The following is a 13,645-nucleotide window of genomic DNA, read 5'->3' as shown; positions in this document are numbered from 1 at the left end:
CAGATGTATGGCAAAATATCTGGTGATCGTCGAATCACCTGCGAAAGCAAAAACAATTAAACGTTATTTAGGTCCGAATTATATGGTCAAAGCTTCGATGGGGCACGTGATTGACTTGCCTAAAAGTCAACTCGGTGTAGACGTCGAACACGACTTTGAACCGAAGTATATTACCATCCGTGGTAAAGGACCGGTATTGAAAGAATTGAAGACAGCAGCGAAAAAAGCGACAAAAATCTTTCTCGCGGCCGACCCCGATAGAGAAGGGGAAGCGATTGCTTGGCATTTAGCACGCGCACTCGGTGTCGATGAAACGACAGAATGTCGTGTCGTCTTTAACGAAATTACGAAAGATGCGATTAAAGAATCGTTTAAACATCCACGTAAGATCAATCACGATCTTGTCGATGCACAACAAGCCCGACGTATTTTAGATCGTCTTGTCGGATACGGGATGAGCCCATTATTATGGAAGAAAGTCAAAAAAGGATTGTCTGCAGGGCGAGTTCAATCGGTAGCCGTGAAGATGATTATCGACCGTGAACGCGAAATTAACGCGTTCGACCCGGAAGAGTATTGGACGATTAAACTTGATTTAAATCATGATGGGGAAACGTTCGAGACTTCATTTTACGGAAAAGATGGGAAGAAGATGGAATTGAAGTCTGAAGAAGACGCGCAATCTGTCCTCAATACCATTGATGATACGTTTAAAGTCATTGATGTAACGAAGAAAGAACGGAAGCGGAACGCTTCGCTACCGTTCACGACAAGTTCATTGCAGCAGGATGCTGCCCGTAAATTGAATTTCCGTGCGAAGAAGACAATGATGCTCGCGCAGCAATTATATGAAGGAATCGATCTCGGTAAAAAAGAGGGTACAGTCGGTTTGATTACGTATATGCGTACCGACTCGACACGTATCTCTGATTTGGCGAAGACGGAGGCGAAGGAATATATCGAATCGACATTCGGTGAAGAGTATGTCGCCTCACAGAAACAAAAAGAAAAGAAATCAGCGAATGCCCAAGACGCGCACGAAGCGATTCGTCCGACTTCAGCATTGCGCGACCCAGCTTCCTTGAAGCCATATCTGTCACGTGACCAGTTGCGACTGTATAAGTTGATTTGGGAACGATTGATTGCGAGCCAAATGGCGCCAGCTGTTCTTGATACGGTCAAAATCGACGTCGAGTCGAACGGGATGATTTTCCGTGCGAACGGGTCGACAGTCAAATTCCCTGGTTTCATGAAAGTGTATATCGAGTCGAAAGACGATGACATTGAGGACACGAACCAAGAGAAGGAAGGATTATTGCCACCTCTCGAAGTGGATGATACCGTGACGTTTGAAACGATTGAGCCGAAACAACACTTCACACAACCGCCACCTCGTTATACAGAGGCGCGACTCGTTCGAGCGATGGAAGAACTCGGGATTGGTCGTCCGTCGACGTACGCGCCGACACTCGACACGATCCAACGACGCGGTTATGTCGTTCTCGAAGAGAAAAAGTTTTTACCGACTGAACTTGGAGAACTCGTCATCGAGATGATTGATGAGTATTTCAACGACTTCATCACGGTCCAGTTCACGGCCGACATGGAGACCCTTCTTGATTCGATCGAGCATAAGGAAGTCGAGTGGACGGAAGTCGTCGCTCCGATTTATCGTTCTTTCGAGAAACGATTGAAGCGTGCTGAAGAAGAAATCGAGAAAATCGAAGTGAAAGATGAACCTGCCGGAATCGATTGTGAAGTCTGTGGGTCACCAATGGTCATCAAGATGGGACGCTACGGCAAGTTCATGGCGTGCTCGAACTTCCCGAACTGTACGAACACGAAACCGGTACAAGTCGAAATCGGTGTCCCGTGTCCGAACTGTAAGGATGGACAAATCGTAGAACGTCGTAGTAAAAAAGGTCGTCTCTTCTATGGTTGCTCGAACTATCCGGAATGTGAATTCGTCTCATGGGATAAACCGGTTGCGAAACCGTGTCCAGTATGCGACAGTTTGATGGTCGAGAAAAAAATTAAAGACGGCGTGAAATATCAATGTACGAACTGTACCCACACCGAGGTACATCAGCAAGAGGAGGATTAATGTTGCAACAACGTGTAACTGTAATCGGAGCTGGATTGGCCGGCTCCGAAGCGGCTTGGCAACTCGCTAAGCGCGGTATTCAAGTAGATTTGTATGAAATGAGACCGGTTCGTCAAACACCGGCGCACCACACGGATCAATTTGCAGAACTCGTCTGTTCGAACTCGCTACGTGCGAACGGTCTTCAAAATGCCGTAGGTGTCTTGAAAGAAGAAATGCGTACGCTTGACTCGCTCATCTTAAAGGCGGCTGACACGGCAAGTGTACCTGCTGGGGGTGCCCTTGCCGTCGATCGTCATGAGTTTGCCGGATTCATCACCGAGAAGCTAAAGAACCACGAGAATGTCACAGTGCACAACGAAGAGCTCAAAGAGATTCCTGAAGGGATCGTCATCGTGGCGACTGGCCCTTTGACCTCCCCTGACCTCTCTGCATCACTCAAGGCGTTCACAGGAGAAGATTATCTCTACTTCTATGACGCGGCAGCACCAATTCTAGATGGTGATACGATTGATCGGGATAAAGTCTATTTGAAGTCGCGTTACGACAAAGGTGAAGCCGCTTACTTGAACTGTCCGATGACAGAAGAAGAATTTGACGTGTTTTACGAAGAGCTGATCAAGGCAGAAGTCGTTCCGTTAAAAGAGTTTGAAAAAGAGATTTACTTTGAAGGATGCATGCCGTTTGAAGTCATGGCCGAGCGTGGGAAAAAGACGCTTCTTTTCGGACCGATGAAACCGGTCGGATTAGAAGACCCGAAGACAGGAAAACGTCCATATGCCGTCGTTCAGCTTCGTCAAGACAACTCGGCGGGCACACTGTATAACTTGGTAGGCTTCCAAACACATTTGAAGTGGGGCGAACAGAAGCGCATCATCCGTCTCATCCCGGGACTCGAGAATGCGGACATCGTCCGTTACGGTGTCATGCACCGTAACACGTTCATCAACTCACCGAGCTTACTCAAGCCGACGTATCAGGCGCGTACACGTGACACGCTCTTCTTCGCCGGTCAGATGACAGGGGTAGAAGGATATGTGGAGTCGGCAGCGTCCGGGCTTCTAGCTGGGATCAATGCGGCGAAGATGATCGCAGGTGAAGAACTCGTCGTTCTCCCGCGTGAGACGATGCTTGGTTCGATGGCGCATTATATCACGACAGCCGACGGGAAGCACTTCCAACCGATGAATGCAAACTTCGGATTGGTGTCATCACTAGAAGACGCTCCGAAAAAAATGAAGAAACAAGAACGGTACGAGCGTTACGCGAACCGTGCGTTAGAAACGATACAACAGTATAAAGATCTTTGAACAGGAGAGCCATTTTTTGGCTCTTTTGTTTTGAAGTAAAATTTCAATTGTGTATTTTGTTTCATACTTTGAAAATTTTCAGATTATTGAACGGCTATCTATTGTCACCTTACATTCTGTATGCTATGCTAATTTCGATTTGACGAGAACATGCGTTTTTACGAGTCATCGAGGAGGCGATAAAATGGGATTTTTAGAGGATCGACAATCCTTTTTACGCTACTGCCAAATTGAACGTCGACTGTCTCCTCATACGAAACGCTCTTACGAGCAAACGCTCGACCAGTACGCCGCATATTGCCAATCGACGCATCAAGATCCCTACGATGCTCAGACGGCGCGGCGTTATTTATATGTCCTTTATGAGAAACAATTGGCCACGTCTACGGTGTCCCAAAAAGTATCTTGTTTCAAGCAATTCGGGAAGTTTATGGCAAGAGAACAAGGTGGAGAACCGTTGTTCCACGACCTGACCTCACCGAAAAAGAGACAGTCCTTGCCGACCTTTGCCGTCCCGACGGAAGTCGAGCAACTGTTGGAGGCTGCCTCGAGGCAGGAAGACCCTTTTTTACAGGCGAGGGACATCGCCATCGTAGAAGTGCTCTATGGGACGGGAATCCGCGTCGCAGAACTGTGTGGGATGAACCTTTCCTCGTTCGATGAGGTTTTATCCTTTGTCCATGTGATGGGAAAAGGGAAGAAAGAACGATATGTCCCGATCGGACAATATGCCGTACATGCTTTGCAGCGTTATATCGAATTACGCAAAGGTGTCGGGCTCCCGACAGAAACCGCATTATTTTTGAGTCAAAAAGGGAATCGGATGACAACAGACCAAATCCGCTATGTCATGAAACGTTTGAGAAAAGACAGTGGGGTACATAAACCACTTACCCCGCACTCGTTGCGACACAGCTTTGCGACGGACTTGTTAGAACGGGGAGCGGACTTGCGTGCCGTCCAAGAGTTGCTTGGGCATGAGTCCTTGTCGACGACCGGGCGGTATACCCATGTATCGACCGAACGACTTCGGTCGATTTATCAAGCGACACATCCAAGAAAGTAGGAGGTTACGATATGTTTCATGCAACAACGATTTTTGCAGTTCGACACAATGGCCAATGTGCGATGAGTGGAGATGGCCAAGTCACATTCGGGAATGCCGTCATCATGAAAAACAAGGCGAAGAAAGTCAGACGCCTTTATGGCGGGAAAGTCGTTGCCGGTTTTGCAGGTAGCGTAGCCGATGCTTTCACATTGTTTGAAAAGTTTGAATCGAAACTTGAAATGTATAACGGTAACTTGCCGCGAGCAGCGGTAGAACTTGCGAAAGAATGGCGTGGGGATAAGATGTTGCGTCAACTCGAGGCACTATTGATTGTGATGGATGCCGATCATCTTTTGCTCGTCTCTGGGAATGGAGAAGTGATTGAGCCGGACGATGGAATTCTTGCAATCGGATCCGGTGGGAACTATGCCTTAGCGGCAGGTCGCGCACTCGTACGCCATTCTGCTGAAAAGTCTGCTGAAGAAATCGCGCGTGCCGCTCTTGAAATCGCTGGTGAGCTTTGCGTGTATACAAATGATCAAGTCATTGTAGAAACGATTGGAGGCGCTGCTGAATGAACCGAGAGTTGACACCTAGACAAATCGTAACGGAGTTAGACCGTTTTGTAATCGGACAAAAGGATGCCAAGCGAGCAGTTTCGATTGCTCTACGAAATCGCTATCGTCGTCAAAAGTTAAGTGCAGACCTTCGCGATGAGGTTACACCAAAAAATATTTTGATGATCGGACCGACCGGGGTCGGAAAGACCGAAATTGCTCGACGGTTAGCTAAGCTTGTCGGTGCACCGTTTGTGAAGGTAGAAGCAACGAAATTTACGGAAGTTGGTTACGTCGGTCGTGACGTTGAATCGATGGTACGTGATCTCGTTGAGGCATCGGTTCGTCTTGTCAAAGAAGAGAAAAAAGAAGATGTGAAGGAGCCAGCGGAACGTGCGGCGACGGAACGCCTTTTAGATGCGCTACAAGGAAAAGCAAAAGCGACACCTACTGCATCGAATCCGTTCGAAGCGTTGTTCGGCGGACAGACACAACAGCCAGAAACCACGTCGGACACATCCAATAATGACCGTTCGCAACTTCGACGCTTGCTCGAACTCGGTGAACTCGAAGAACGCGTGATTGAAGTGGAATTAGAAGAAAAGCAGACGATGGATTTGTTTCAGGGTCAAGGGATGGAAGGTTTGTCGAATCTTCAGGATATGCTCGGTCAAATCGTTCCAAAGAAACGGAAACAACGTAAGCTGACGGTTCGTGAAGCAAGACCACTTCTCATTGCTGAAGAAGCAGAGAACTTGCTGGACTTGAACGAAGTCCACGATGAAGCCGTGCGGCGCAGTGAACAGATGGGTATCATCTTCGTGGATGAAATCGATAAGATCGCCACAAAATCACAAGATCACGCCGGAGTATCCCGTGAAGGGGTGCAGCGTGACATTCTTCCGATTGTAGAAGGATCTACGGTCGTCACGAAGTATGGACCGGTTAAAACGGATCATGTTCTTTTCATCGCGGCCGGTGCATTCCATATGGCTAAGCCGTCTGACCTGATTCCAGAGCTACAAGGACGCTTCCCAATTCGTGTTGAATTGAGCAGCTTGACGGAAGAAGACTTCGTCAAGATTTTGACGGAACCGTCACAGGCACTCATTAAACAATATACGGCCTTGTTAGAATCTGAAGAAATCACGGTCCGTTTCACGCATGAGGCCATTGAAGAAATTGCGAAAATTGCGACACATGTCAATCGTGAGACCGATGACATCGGTGCACGTCGCCTCTATACTATAATGGAGCGCGTTTTAGAAGATTTATCATTTGAAGCGGCAGATATGCCACAAACAACCGTAGAAATCACACCAGCTTACGTACAAGCAAAAGTCGGTTCCATCGCCGACGATCGTGATTTGAGCCAATATATATTATAAGATTCTGTATGCACATACAGGGAGGAAATAGAGAATATGAACTTACTAGAAAAAACACGCCAATTAAACACAATGCTTCAACAAGAGGCAAGTGCGCACGTTGACTTTAAAGAAATGGCGGACAAAATGCGTGAAGTCCTTGAGTCCAACACGTTTATCGTGAGCCGTCGGGGACGACTTCTCGGTTTTGCAATCAAACAACAGATTGAGAATGACCGGATGAAAGCATTCTTAGTCGATCGACAGTTCCCGGAGCCATATGCTTCGAACTTGTTCAATGTGAAAGAAACGACAGCGAACATCGATATCGATAGTGAATATACAGCGTTCCCAGTCGAGAACCACGATCTATTCCTCAACTCCATGACGACGATTGTTCCAATCATCGGTGGAGGAGAACGTTTAGGTACGCTCGTACTCGGTCGATTGGCGAATGAATTCACAGAAGATGACCTCGTTCTCGCGGAGTACTCTGCAACTGTAGTTGGAATGGAGATCCTTCGTGAGAAGGCTGCGGAAGCCGAAACGTCGGCACGTAAGAAAGCGGTCGTCCAGATGGCGATTAACTCGTTATCGTATTCAGAGCTTGAGGCAATCGAACACATCTTCGAAGAGCTTGGTGGAAACGAAGGATTGCTAGTTGCTTCCAAAATTGCCGACAGAGTGGGAATCACGCGTTCGGTCATCGTCAACGCACTTCGGAAATTAGAAAGTGCAGGGGTCATTGAATCACGTTCTTTAGGAATGAAAGGAACGTATATCAAGATATTAAATGACAACTTCTTGTTTGAATTGCAAAAACTGAAATCAAACTGAAATACAACTTTCGATGTGTGATTTCCATTGAAAACACTTTTAAAAGGGACTTTATTCCTAAAAAACCGCTTTCCTTGATAAGGAGGCGGTTTTTTTTAGTACAAAAGTAATTATTTTCACTTTTTGACGTGAATTCGACAAAAAGATATTAAGCCATTTACCTATGTTTTAAAAAATATCTTTCAGAACTGTTACAGATTTGTTTCAATGAAATAGTAGATTTTCCAAATGAGGTATATTTAGTAGTCATTATATGAAAGTGAGTGAACGCCGTGAATTGGATTGGTAGTGACTATCAATTACTAAAGCAAGCCATCAACCATTCAGTCCTTAACCAAAAGGTCATCAGTCATAACCTTTCAAACATTGATACGCCGAATTTCAAAGCCAAACAGGCTGTGTTTGAGCAGACGCTTCAGAGTGAGATGCGACTCAAGCTGCAAGGTGGTCGTCCGAGTGACTCGACCCAGTCGAAGGTCATCGATCGAGCTGGTGGCGCCATGAGGAGTGATGGCAACAACGTCGACTTGGATTATGAAATGAGTGAGCTGGCACGAAACCAACTCCAGTATGAGGCGATGATGGAGCAATTGAATCGTAGGCTCGGGGGATTAAAATCTGTTATTCGGGGAGGTCGTTAATCAATGGGAATGTTTGATAGTTTTCATATTTCAGCTTCAGCGTTGACGTCACAACGGCTACGAATGGATACCGTGTCGGCGAACATCGCCAACGCTCAGACGACTCGCGGGAGACTCGTGGACGGAGAGTGGCAACCATACACACGAAAGATGACCGTGTTGCAAGAAGCGCCATTCCGGAAGCAAATGGATGCCGTTAATGGAGGGGTGCAGGTATCTCAAATCATCGAAGACGATGCACCGTATAAATTGGCTTATAACCCGAATCATCCCGATGCGGATGAGCGAGGGTACGTACAAATGCCGAACGTCGATCTCTTGAAAGAAATGGTCGATTTGATGGGTGCGACTCGTTCGTACGAAGCAAACATTGCAGCGATGAACGCCTCGAAGGCGATGCTCGTAAAAGCGATGGAGATTGGTAAAGGATAAGGAGTGTTAACGGATGCAAATTAATCCAATTCAATTGATGAGCCCAGAACTCACGCCATCACTGAATAAAACGAACCCATCTCAATTTGGGTCATACTTGAATGAAGCGATGAACGCATTGAATGAGACACAACAAGCGACTAGTCAAGCCCGTAAAGATTTGGCGGTCGGGAAAGCTGACCTTCATCAGGTGATGATTCAAAGTGAAGAGTCGTCGATTGCGATGCAACTTGCCATCGAGGTGAGGAACAAGGCTGTTGAGGCCTATCAAGAAATGATGCGAATGCAAGTTTAATTGTAGAGGATGACAAGTTGCGATGAATGAACAATTAAAAGAACGATTCAAATCCATGACCGGTGCATTAAAGGCGATGCCAGCGAAACGTAAACTCGTATGGGGCATCTCGATCGCGGTCATACTAATCGCGGCCCTCGTACTCACATTCTTCCTTTCAAGGCCAAACATGGCACCTCTCTATACAAACTTGTCTGCTCAAGAAGCGGGCGAAGTGACAGAGAAGTTGACAGCAGACGGGGTACAGTCGGAAATCAAGGCGACTTCGAACGGTGTGAGCGTGTATGTGCCGACTGAAATGGTCGATCAGTTGAAAGTGAGTTTGGCTGCTGCCGGGATTCCAAAGTCCGGCTCGATTGATTATAGTTTCTTCAGTGAAAACGCAGGGTTCGGAACGACAGACCGTGAGATGGCTGTCATCGAACGTAGTGCGATGCAGACGGAGCTAGAGCGACTCATCACACAGATTGAAGGAATCAATCAAGCGAAAGTAATCATCTCACTTCCTGAGAAGTCTGTCTTCTTGGCAGAAGATCAAGGTGAGCCTACCGCGTCCATCGTCTTGAACATCGGAGCGGGGACGAATTTAGAACCAAACACAGTAAAAGGTCTCTATCATTTGATTAGTAAGAGTGTCCCGAACTTGAAACCGGAAAACATTTCAATTATGGACCAATACTTCACGTATTATGATCTCGACCAGACCGTTGTTGCTGGAGGTTCCTCGTCAGATCCATTGGCGTTGAAGCGACAAGTCGAAAAAGACGTACGTCAACAAATCCAACAGATGCTCTCGGTTCTACTCGGCGAACGGAGCGTACTCGTTTCCGTCACAGCAGACATCGACACGACACAAACGGCTGAAGAACAGAATCTTGTCACGCCGGTCGATGAAGAAAACATGGAAGGCATCGTCACGTCTGCCGAGCGGATTGCTGAAGCATACACTGGCGGAACAGGTACGGCGACAGAAGCGACGGGAACTGGTGAGAACGACACAATCAACTTCCCGGCAGCGACTGGTGATGGCACAGAAGAAAGTGAAAAGAATCATGAAATCATCAATTACGAGGTCAACCGCATCACGAAGCAGATTCAAAACGCACCATATACGATTCGTGACCTCGGAGTCCAACTCATCGTTGAACCACCAGATGGCGCAACAAGTATCGATCCGCAGTTAGAAGGCGACCTCGAGACGATGATGTATTCCATTATTCGGACGTCGTTAGCGAAGACGGATGAAGCCATCACGGATGCTGAACTCGAACAGAAAGTTGTCGTCGTGTCGAGACCGTTCGCTGAAGTGGAAGAGGTTGCAGCAACAGAGCAACCGACACCTTGGTGGGTGTATGCGGCAGCGGCGGGTGCAGTCGTAATTCTTGCCTTGATCTTCTTCGCGATGCGTAGACGGAAGCAAGAGGTTGTGGAAGAGACGAACGAATGGGAAGTTCCATATGAAGATGAAGTACCTGACCTAGACCTCGAAGAGCGAGGCGAAGGTGCAGTGAAGAAGAAACAGTTAGAAAAATTAGCTGAAAGTAATCCAGAAGAGTTTGCTAAACTGCTTCGTACTTGGATGTCTGAGGAGTGAGTAACGTGAACTATGCAAAACAATCGAATCGCGAAAAAGCAGCGATGCTCATGATTTCCCTGGGACCTGAAGTGGCAGCGAACGTCTACAAACATCTTTCAGAAGAAGAGATGGAACAACTGACGCTTCAAATTTCAGCGTTAAAAAAAGTGTCCCCGGAAGAAAAGGATAGTATTCTCGGTGAGTTCCATGAACTCGCCATGGCACAAAGTTATATCACTCAGGGTGGAATCGGGTTTGCGAAAACTGTCCTTGAAAAAGCAGTTGGTGAAGACAAGGCGATGGCATTGATTCATCGTCTGACTTCCACCTTACAGGTCAGACCGTTCGAGTTTGCACGAAAAGCAGACCCGAAACAGTTATTGAACTTTATCCAAAACGAGCACCCACAGACGATTGCGTTAATCTTAGCGCATTTAGAACCCGTCAAGTCAGGGCAAATCCTCTCGGAACTTCCACCTGAGATTCAATCGGAAGTCGCAAAACGGATTGCGACGATGGATCGACTCAATCCAGACGTCATCCATGAAGTGGAACAAATCCTTGAGAAGAACTTGTCGCAGACGGATATGCAAGATTATGCCCAATCTGGTGGAATCGAAGCAGTCGTCGAAGTCTTGAACGGTGTAGACCGGACGACCGAACGTACCATTCTCGATGCGCTCGAAATCGAAGACCCGGAACTTGCAGAAGAAATCAAAAAGCGGATGTTCGTCTTCGAAGATATCGTTACGCTCGATTCTCGTGCGATTCAACGAATCATTCGCGAAGTGGCGAACGACGACTTGTTACTTGCGCTCAAGGTCTCTTCGGAGGAAGTCAAACAAATTATCTTCAAAAACATGTCACAACGTATGGTCGAAACGTTCAAAGAAGATATGGAATTCATGGGACCGGTACGGTTGCGTGACGTCGAAGAGGCACAGAGCCGAATCGTCGGAATCATTCGTCGCCTAGAGGACGTCGGTGAGATTGTAATCAGTCGAGGTGGAGGAGATGACATCGTTGTCTAATGTGATCAAACGCCAACGTGCAACATCGAATATTCCGCAACGGATTGAATCCAAGCGCTTAGAAACACCCATTATAGAACCGAATGACGGAATCAATCATCGCGATGTCATTCAGTCGCGCTATGAGAAGTTGAAGCAGGACGAAGAAGCATTTCAACAGTTTCAGTTGACCGAAGTCGAACAGTTGGAGCGGTTGAAACAACAGGTGTTCGAGGAGGCGCGTTCAGAAGGGTATCAGGAAGGTCTCCTTCAAGGTAGACAGGACGGATTGGCTGAGTTCGAGGACATCACCACACGATTAAATTCCGTTTCGAGCGAACTTGAACTCTTATTTGAAGAAAAATGGAGACAAGCGGAAGAACAACTCATTGAGCTGGCAATCTCGGTCAGTGCACATGTGACAACGGAACTTGTTCGGAAAGATGAAGAACTCTTTGCGACGATGATCCGTGATCAAATGTCACATTGGATCGATGCCGAAGCAATCACAATCTTTGTTCATCCGACACGTCTTGCCTCGATTCAGCAATTCGAAGCGATGTGGCGGACAGAAGAGACACCCCCTTTGAAATATCGTGGGGACGGATCATTGGATGAAACGGCAGTCCGAATCGAGTCGCCACATCGTGGGAATGAAGTCGATTTAACGTATAGTTTCGAACGGATTCAAGCTAAAATCGAGGAGGTTTTAGCGGATGGTGCTTATTGAGCAGGTTCTTGACTCAATCAAGCAGTCTTCGGACGGCGAGTTCACACGAAAAATCGGTCGAGTTTGCCGTGTCATCGGATTGATGATTGAGTCGAATGGGCCGAGTGCATTTGTCGGAGAACGCTGTTTGATTGTCCTTCCGTCGAATGAAACGGTTGAAGCAGAGGTTGTCGGATTCAATGAAGAGCGTGTTCTGCTCATGCCATACGGTGAAACTACGCAAATTGCGCCAGGGTGTCTTGTAAAGGGAACGGGAAAAATGCTTCAAGTTCCTGTAGGGGAAGAGTTGATTGGTCAAGTGCTCGATGGTTTGGGACGTCCACTTTCAGGTGAGCGTCTTGTGACCGGTAAGCGTTATGACGTTCAACGTAAACCTCCGAATCCTTTGAATCGACCAAGGATTTTAGATGCGCTGTCGACCGGTGTACGCATGATTGATGGACTGTTGACTGTAGGGAAAGGACAACGGGTCGGTTTGTTTGCTGGTTCCGGTGTAGGGAAGTCGACCTTGCTCGGGATGATTGCCAAACGATCTTCGGCAGATATTAACGTCATCGCCTTGATTGGAGAACGGGGTCGGGAAGTAAAAGAGTTCATCGAAAAAGAACTCGGACCAGAAGGCATGGCTCGTTCCGTCGTGATTGTAGCGACAAGCGACCAACCCCCGCTTGTCCGGTTGAAGGGAGCTTACACGGCGACCGCGATTGCCGAGTACTTCCGGGACCAAGGGAAAGAAGTGGTCTTGATGATGGACTCGGTGACACGTTTTGCGATGGCACAGCGTGAGATTGGTCTTGCGACGGGCGAACCCCCAACATCGAAAGGGTACACCCCATCAGTATTCGCCATGTTACCTCAACTATTAGAGCGAAGTGGAACAGCGGCGACAGGTTCAATCACTGCGTTCTATACGGTCCTCGTCGACGGGGATGATATGAATGAACCGATTGCCGACGCGGTGCGGGGGATTTTAGACGGACACTTTGTGATGGACCGGGCGCTCGCAAACCGTGGGCAATTCCCGGCAATCCATGTACTGAAATCCATCAGTCGGGTCATGAACCAAATCGCTTCCCCTTCACACAGAGATGCAGCTCAAACGTTCCGCAGTTGGCTCGCGACCTATATTGACGCGGAAGATTTAATCAATATCGGAGCGTATAAAAAAGGCACCAATCCTTCAATTGATACCGCTGTGGAGAAATATCCATACTTGTTGACGTTTTTGAAACAATCGATCGAAGAAGATGCTGCTTTCGAACAGACGATGACCCACTTGTCACATATTGCACGAGGTGAATCATGAATAGACTCATATTAGAACGAATCATGCCGATTGCGGAACATGAAAAAGAAGATGCCGCCATAGAAGTCAGAGGATTTAAGGCAAGACTTGAGACAGAGATGGAGAAGCTATATGACCTTCTTCTCATGTATGAGTCGCTCATCAAACACCAAGACGAACAATCTGGAAACATCGACCTTCTCATGTCGCAGTATCGAGAAAAGACGCGAGAGCAAGTGAAACGTCAAATCGAAACGCAACAGCTCGTCGTACAACAGGCCCGCAATCGCTATCATGCGTCGCAAGAACGATTGCTCGGTAAAGTGGTGGAAGAAAAGAAATACGTGACGCTCCATGAAAAGGTCAGCATGCAAGAGATGACGGTAGCTAAACTTACAGAGCAACAAATGATGGATGAACTTGCTGTGATTCATCATGGGAAAGGGAAGTAGC

At 47.3% G+C, this 13,645-nt stretch carries 14 protein-coding genes; all 14 read left to right on the top strand.

From position 1 onward, the window contains the following. The first annotated feature begins 7 nt into the window (after positions 1-7). The gene (topA, locus tag IRJ25_RS08035; RefSeq protein ID WP_269318065.1) at positions 8-2,104 is read left to right on the top strand and encodes a type I DNA topoisomerase; all 2,097 of its coding nucleotides are present in this window, start codon (positions 8-10) and stop codon (positions 2,102-2,104) included. Beyond that, positions 2,104-3,414 carry an FADH(2)-oxidizing methylenetetrahydrofolate--tRNA-(uracil(54)-C(5))-methyltransferase TrmFO gene (gene trmFO / locus IRJ25_RS08030; RefSeq protein WP_269318064.1) on the top strand — a complete coding sequence of 437 codons (1,311 nt, stop codon included), beginning with the start codon at positions 2,104-2,106 and terminating at the stop codon, positions 3,412-3,414. Before topA ends, trmFO begins: the two co-directional genes overlap by 1 nt. A 184-nt stretch (positions 3,415-3,598) precedes the next feature. After that, a complete protein-coding gene (locus IRJ25_RS08025; protein ID WP_269318063.1) occupies positions 3,599-4,480 on the top strand; it encodes a tyrosine-type recombinase/integrase in 882 nt (293 codons plus the stop codon). Positions 4,481-4,491: 11 nt separating this feature from the next. Further along, complete coding sequence (gene hslV / locus IRJ25_RS08020; protein ID WP_078146697.1) at positions 4,492-5,040, top strand: ATP-dependent protease subunit HslV; 549 nt, start codon at positions 4,492-4,494, stop codon at positions 5,038-5,040. After that, complete coding sequence (hslU, locus tag IRJ25_RS08015; RefSeq protein ID WP_074037255.1) at positions 5,037-6,407, top strand: ATP-dependent protease ATPase subunit HslU; 1,371 nt, start codon at positions 5,037-5,039, stop codon at positions 6,405-6,407. The genes hslV and hslU overlap by 4 nt, the downstream gene beginning before the upstream one ends. Before the next feature lie 36 nt (positions 6,408-6,443). After that, positions 6,444-7,223, top strand: a complete 780-nt coding sequence (gene codY, locus IRJ25_RS08010) for a GTP-sensing pleiotropic transcriptional regulator CodY (protein ID WP_074037253.1) — start codon at positions 6,444-6,446, stop codon at positions 7,221-7,223. A 272-nt stretch (positions 7,224-7,495) separates the two neighbouring features. Further along, positions 7,496-7,864 carry a flagellar basal body rod protein FlgB gene (gene flgB / locus IRJ25_RS08005; protein WP_074037939.1) on the top strand — a complete coding sequence of 123 codons (369 nt, stop codon included), beginning with the start codon at positions 7,496-7,498 and terminating at the stop codon, positions 7,862-7,864. 3 nt (positions 7,865-7,867) lie between these two features. Beyond that, positions 7,868-8,296 carry a flagellar basal body rod protein FlgC gene (flgC, locus tag IRJ25_RS08000; protein ID WP_074037252.1) on the top strand — a complete coding sequence of 143 codons (429 nt, stop codon included), beginning with the start codon at positions 7,868-7,870 and terminating at the stop codon, positions 8,294-8,296. A gap of 13 nt (positions 8,297-8,309) precedes the next feature. Next, positions 8,310-8,591 (top strand): flagellar hook-basal body complex protein FliE, encoded by a 282-nt coding sequence (gene fliE / locus IRJ25_RS07995; protein ID WP_074037250.1) that lies wholly within the window; start codon positions 8,310-8,312, stop codon positions 8,589-8,591. Between the two features lie 22 nt (positions 8,592-8,613). Further along, entirely contained in the window at positions 8,614-10,185 is a 1,572-nt protein-coding gene (fliF, locus tag IRJ25_RS07990; RefSeq protein WP_269318062.1) for a flagellar basal-body MS-ring/collar protein FliF, read from the top strand. Between the two features lie 5 nt (positions 10,186-10,190). Then, complete coding sequence (gene fliG / locus IRJ25_RS07985) at positions 10,191-11,198, top strand: flagellar motor switch protein FliG (RefSeq protein ID WP_026826250.1); 1,008 nt, start codon at positions 10,191-10,193, stop codon at positions 11,196-11,198. Beyond that, positions 11,182-11,907 (top strand): FliH/SctL family protein, encoded by a 726-nt coding sequence (locus tag IRJ25_RS07980; protein ID WP_269318061.1) that lies wholly within the window; start codon positions 11,182-11,184, stop codon positions 11,905-11,907. The genes fliG and IRJ25_RS07980 overlap by 17 nt, the downstream gene beginning before the upstream one ends. Further along, on the top strand, positions 11,894-13,213 hold the full coding sequence (gene fliI / locus IRJ25_RS07975) for a flagellar protein export ATPase FliI (RefSeq protein WP_159562089.1): 1,320 nt from the start codon (positions 11,894-11,896) through the stop codon (positions 13,211-13,213). The genes IRJ25_RS07980 and fliI overlap by 14 nt, the downstream gene beginning before the upstream one ends. Then, the gene (locus tag IRJ25_RS07970) at positions 13,210-13,644 is read left to right on the top strand and encodes a flagellar FliJ family protein (protein ID WP_159562090.1); all 435 of its coding nucleotides are present in this window, start codon (positions 13,210-13,212) and stop codon (positions 13,642-13,644) included. Before fliI ends, IRJ25_RS07970 begins: the two co-directional genes overlap by 4 nt. Position 13,645: the final 1 nt, after the last annotated feature.

Source organism: Exiguobacterium sp. KJ 601 (genome assembly GCF_027161185.1).
In the GTDB taxonomy this organism is placed as follows: Bacteria; Bacillota; Bacilli; order Exiguobacteriales; family Exiguobacteriaceae; genus Exiguobacterium; species Exiguobacterium profundum.
This window is presented reverse-complemented; position numbering and strand designations above follow the sequence as displayed.

What these genes read in the sequence shown, in the direction of transcription:
- fliE (WP_074037250.1), top strand. Translation starts at nt 8,310, where the DNA reads ATGCAAATTAATCCAATTCAATTGATGAGCCCAGAACTCACGCCATCA.
- IRJ25_RS08025 (WP_269318063.1), top strand. Translation starts at nt 3,599, where the DNA reads ATGGGATTTTTAGAGGATCGACAATCCTTTTTACGCTACTGCCAAATT.
- hslU (WP_074037255.1), top strand. Translation starts at nt 5,037, where the DNA reads ATGAACCGAGAGTTGACACCTAGACAAATCGTAACGGAGTTAGACCGT.
- hslV (WP_078146697.1), top strand. Translation starts at nt 4,492, where the DNA reads ATGTTTCATGCAACAACGATTTTTGCAGTTCGACACAATGGCCAATGT.
- flgC (WP_074037252.1), top strand. Translation starts at nt 7,868, where the DNA reads ATGGGAATGTTTGATAGTTTTCATATTTCAGCTTCAGCGTTGACGTCA.
- IRJ25_RS07980 (WP_269318061.1), top strand. Translation starts at nt 11,182, where the DNA reads ATGACATCGTTGTCTAATGTGATCAAACGCCAACGTGCAACATCGAAT.
- trmFO (WP_269318064.1), top strand. Translation starts at nt 2,104, where the DNA reads ATGTTGCAACAACGTGTAACTGTAATCGGAGCTGGATTGGCCGGCTCC.
- topA (WP_269318065.1), top strand. Translation starts at nt 8, where the DNA reads ATGGCAAAATATCTGGTGATCGTCGAATCACCTGCGAAAGCAAAAACA.
- codY (WP_074037253.1), top strand. Translation starts at nt 6,444, where the DNA reads ATGAACTTACTAGAAAAAACACGCCAATTAAACACAATGCTTCAACAA.
- fliI (WP_159562089.1), top strand. Translation starts at nt 11,894, where the DNA reads ATGGTGCTTATTGAGCAGGTTCTTGACTCAATCAAGCAGTCTTCGGAC.
- fliF (WP_269318062.1), top strand. Translation starts at nt 8,614, where the DNA reads ATGAATGAACAATTAAAAGAACGATTCAAATCCATGACCGGTGCATTA.
- IRJ25_RS07970 (WP_159562090.1), top strand. Translation starts at nt 13,210, where the DNA reads ATGAATAGACTCATATTAGAACGAATCATGCCGATTGCGGAACATGAA.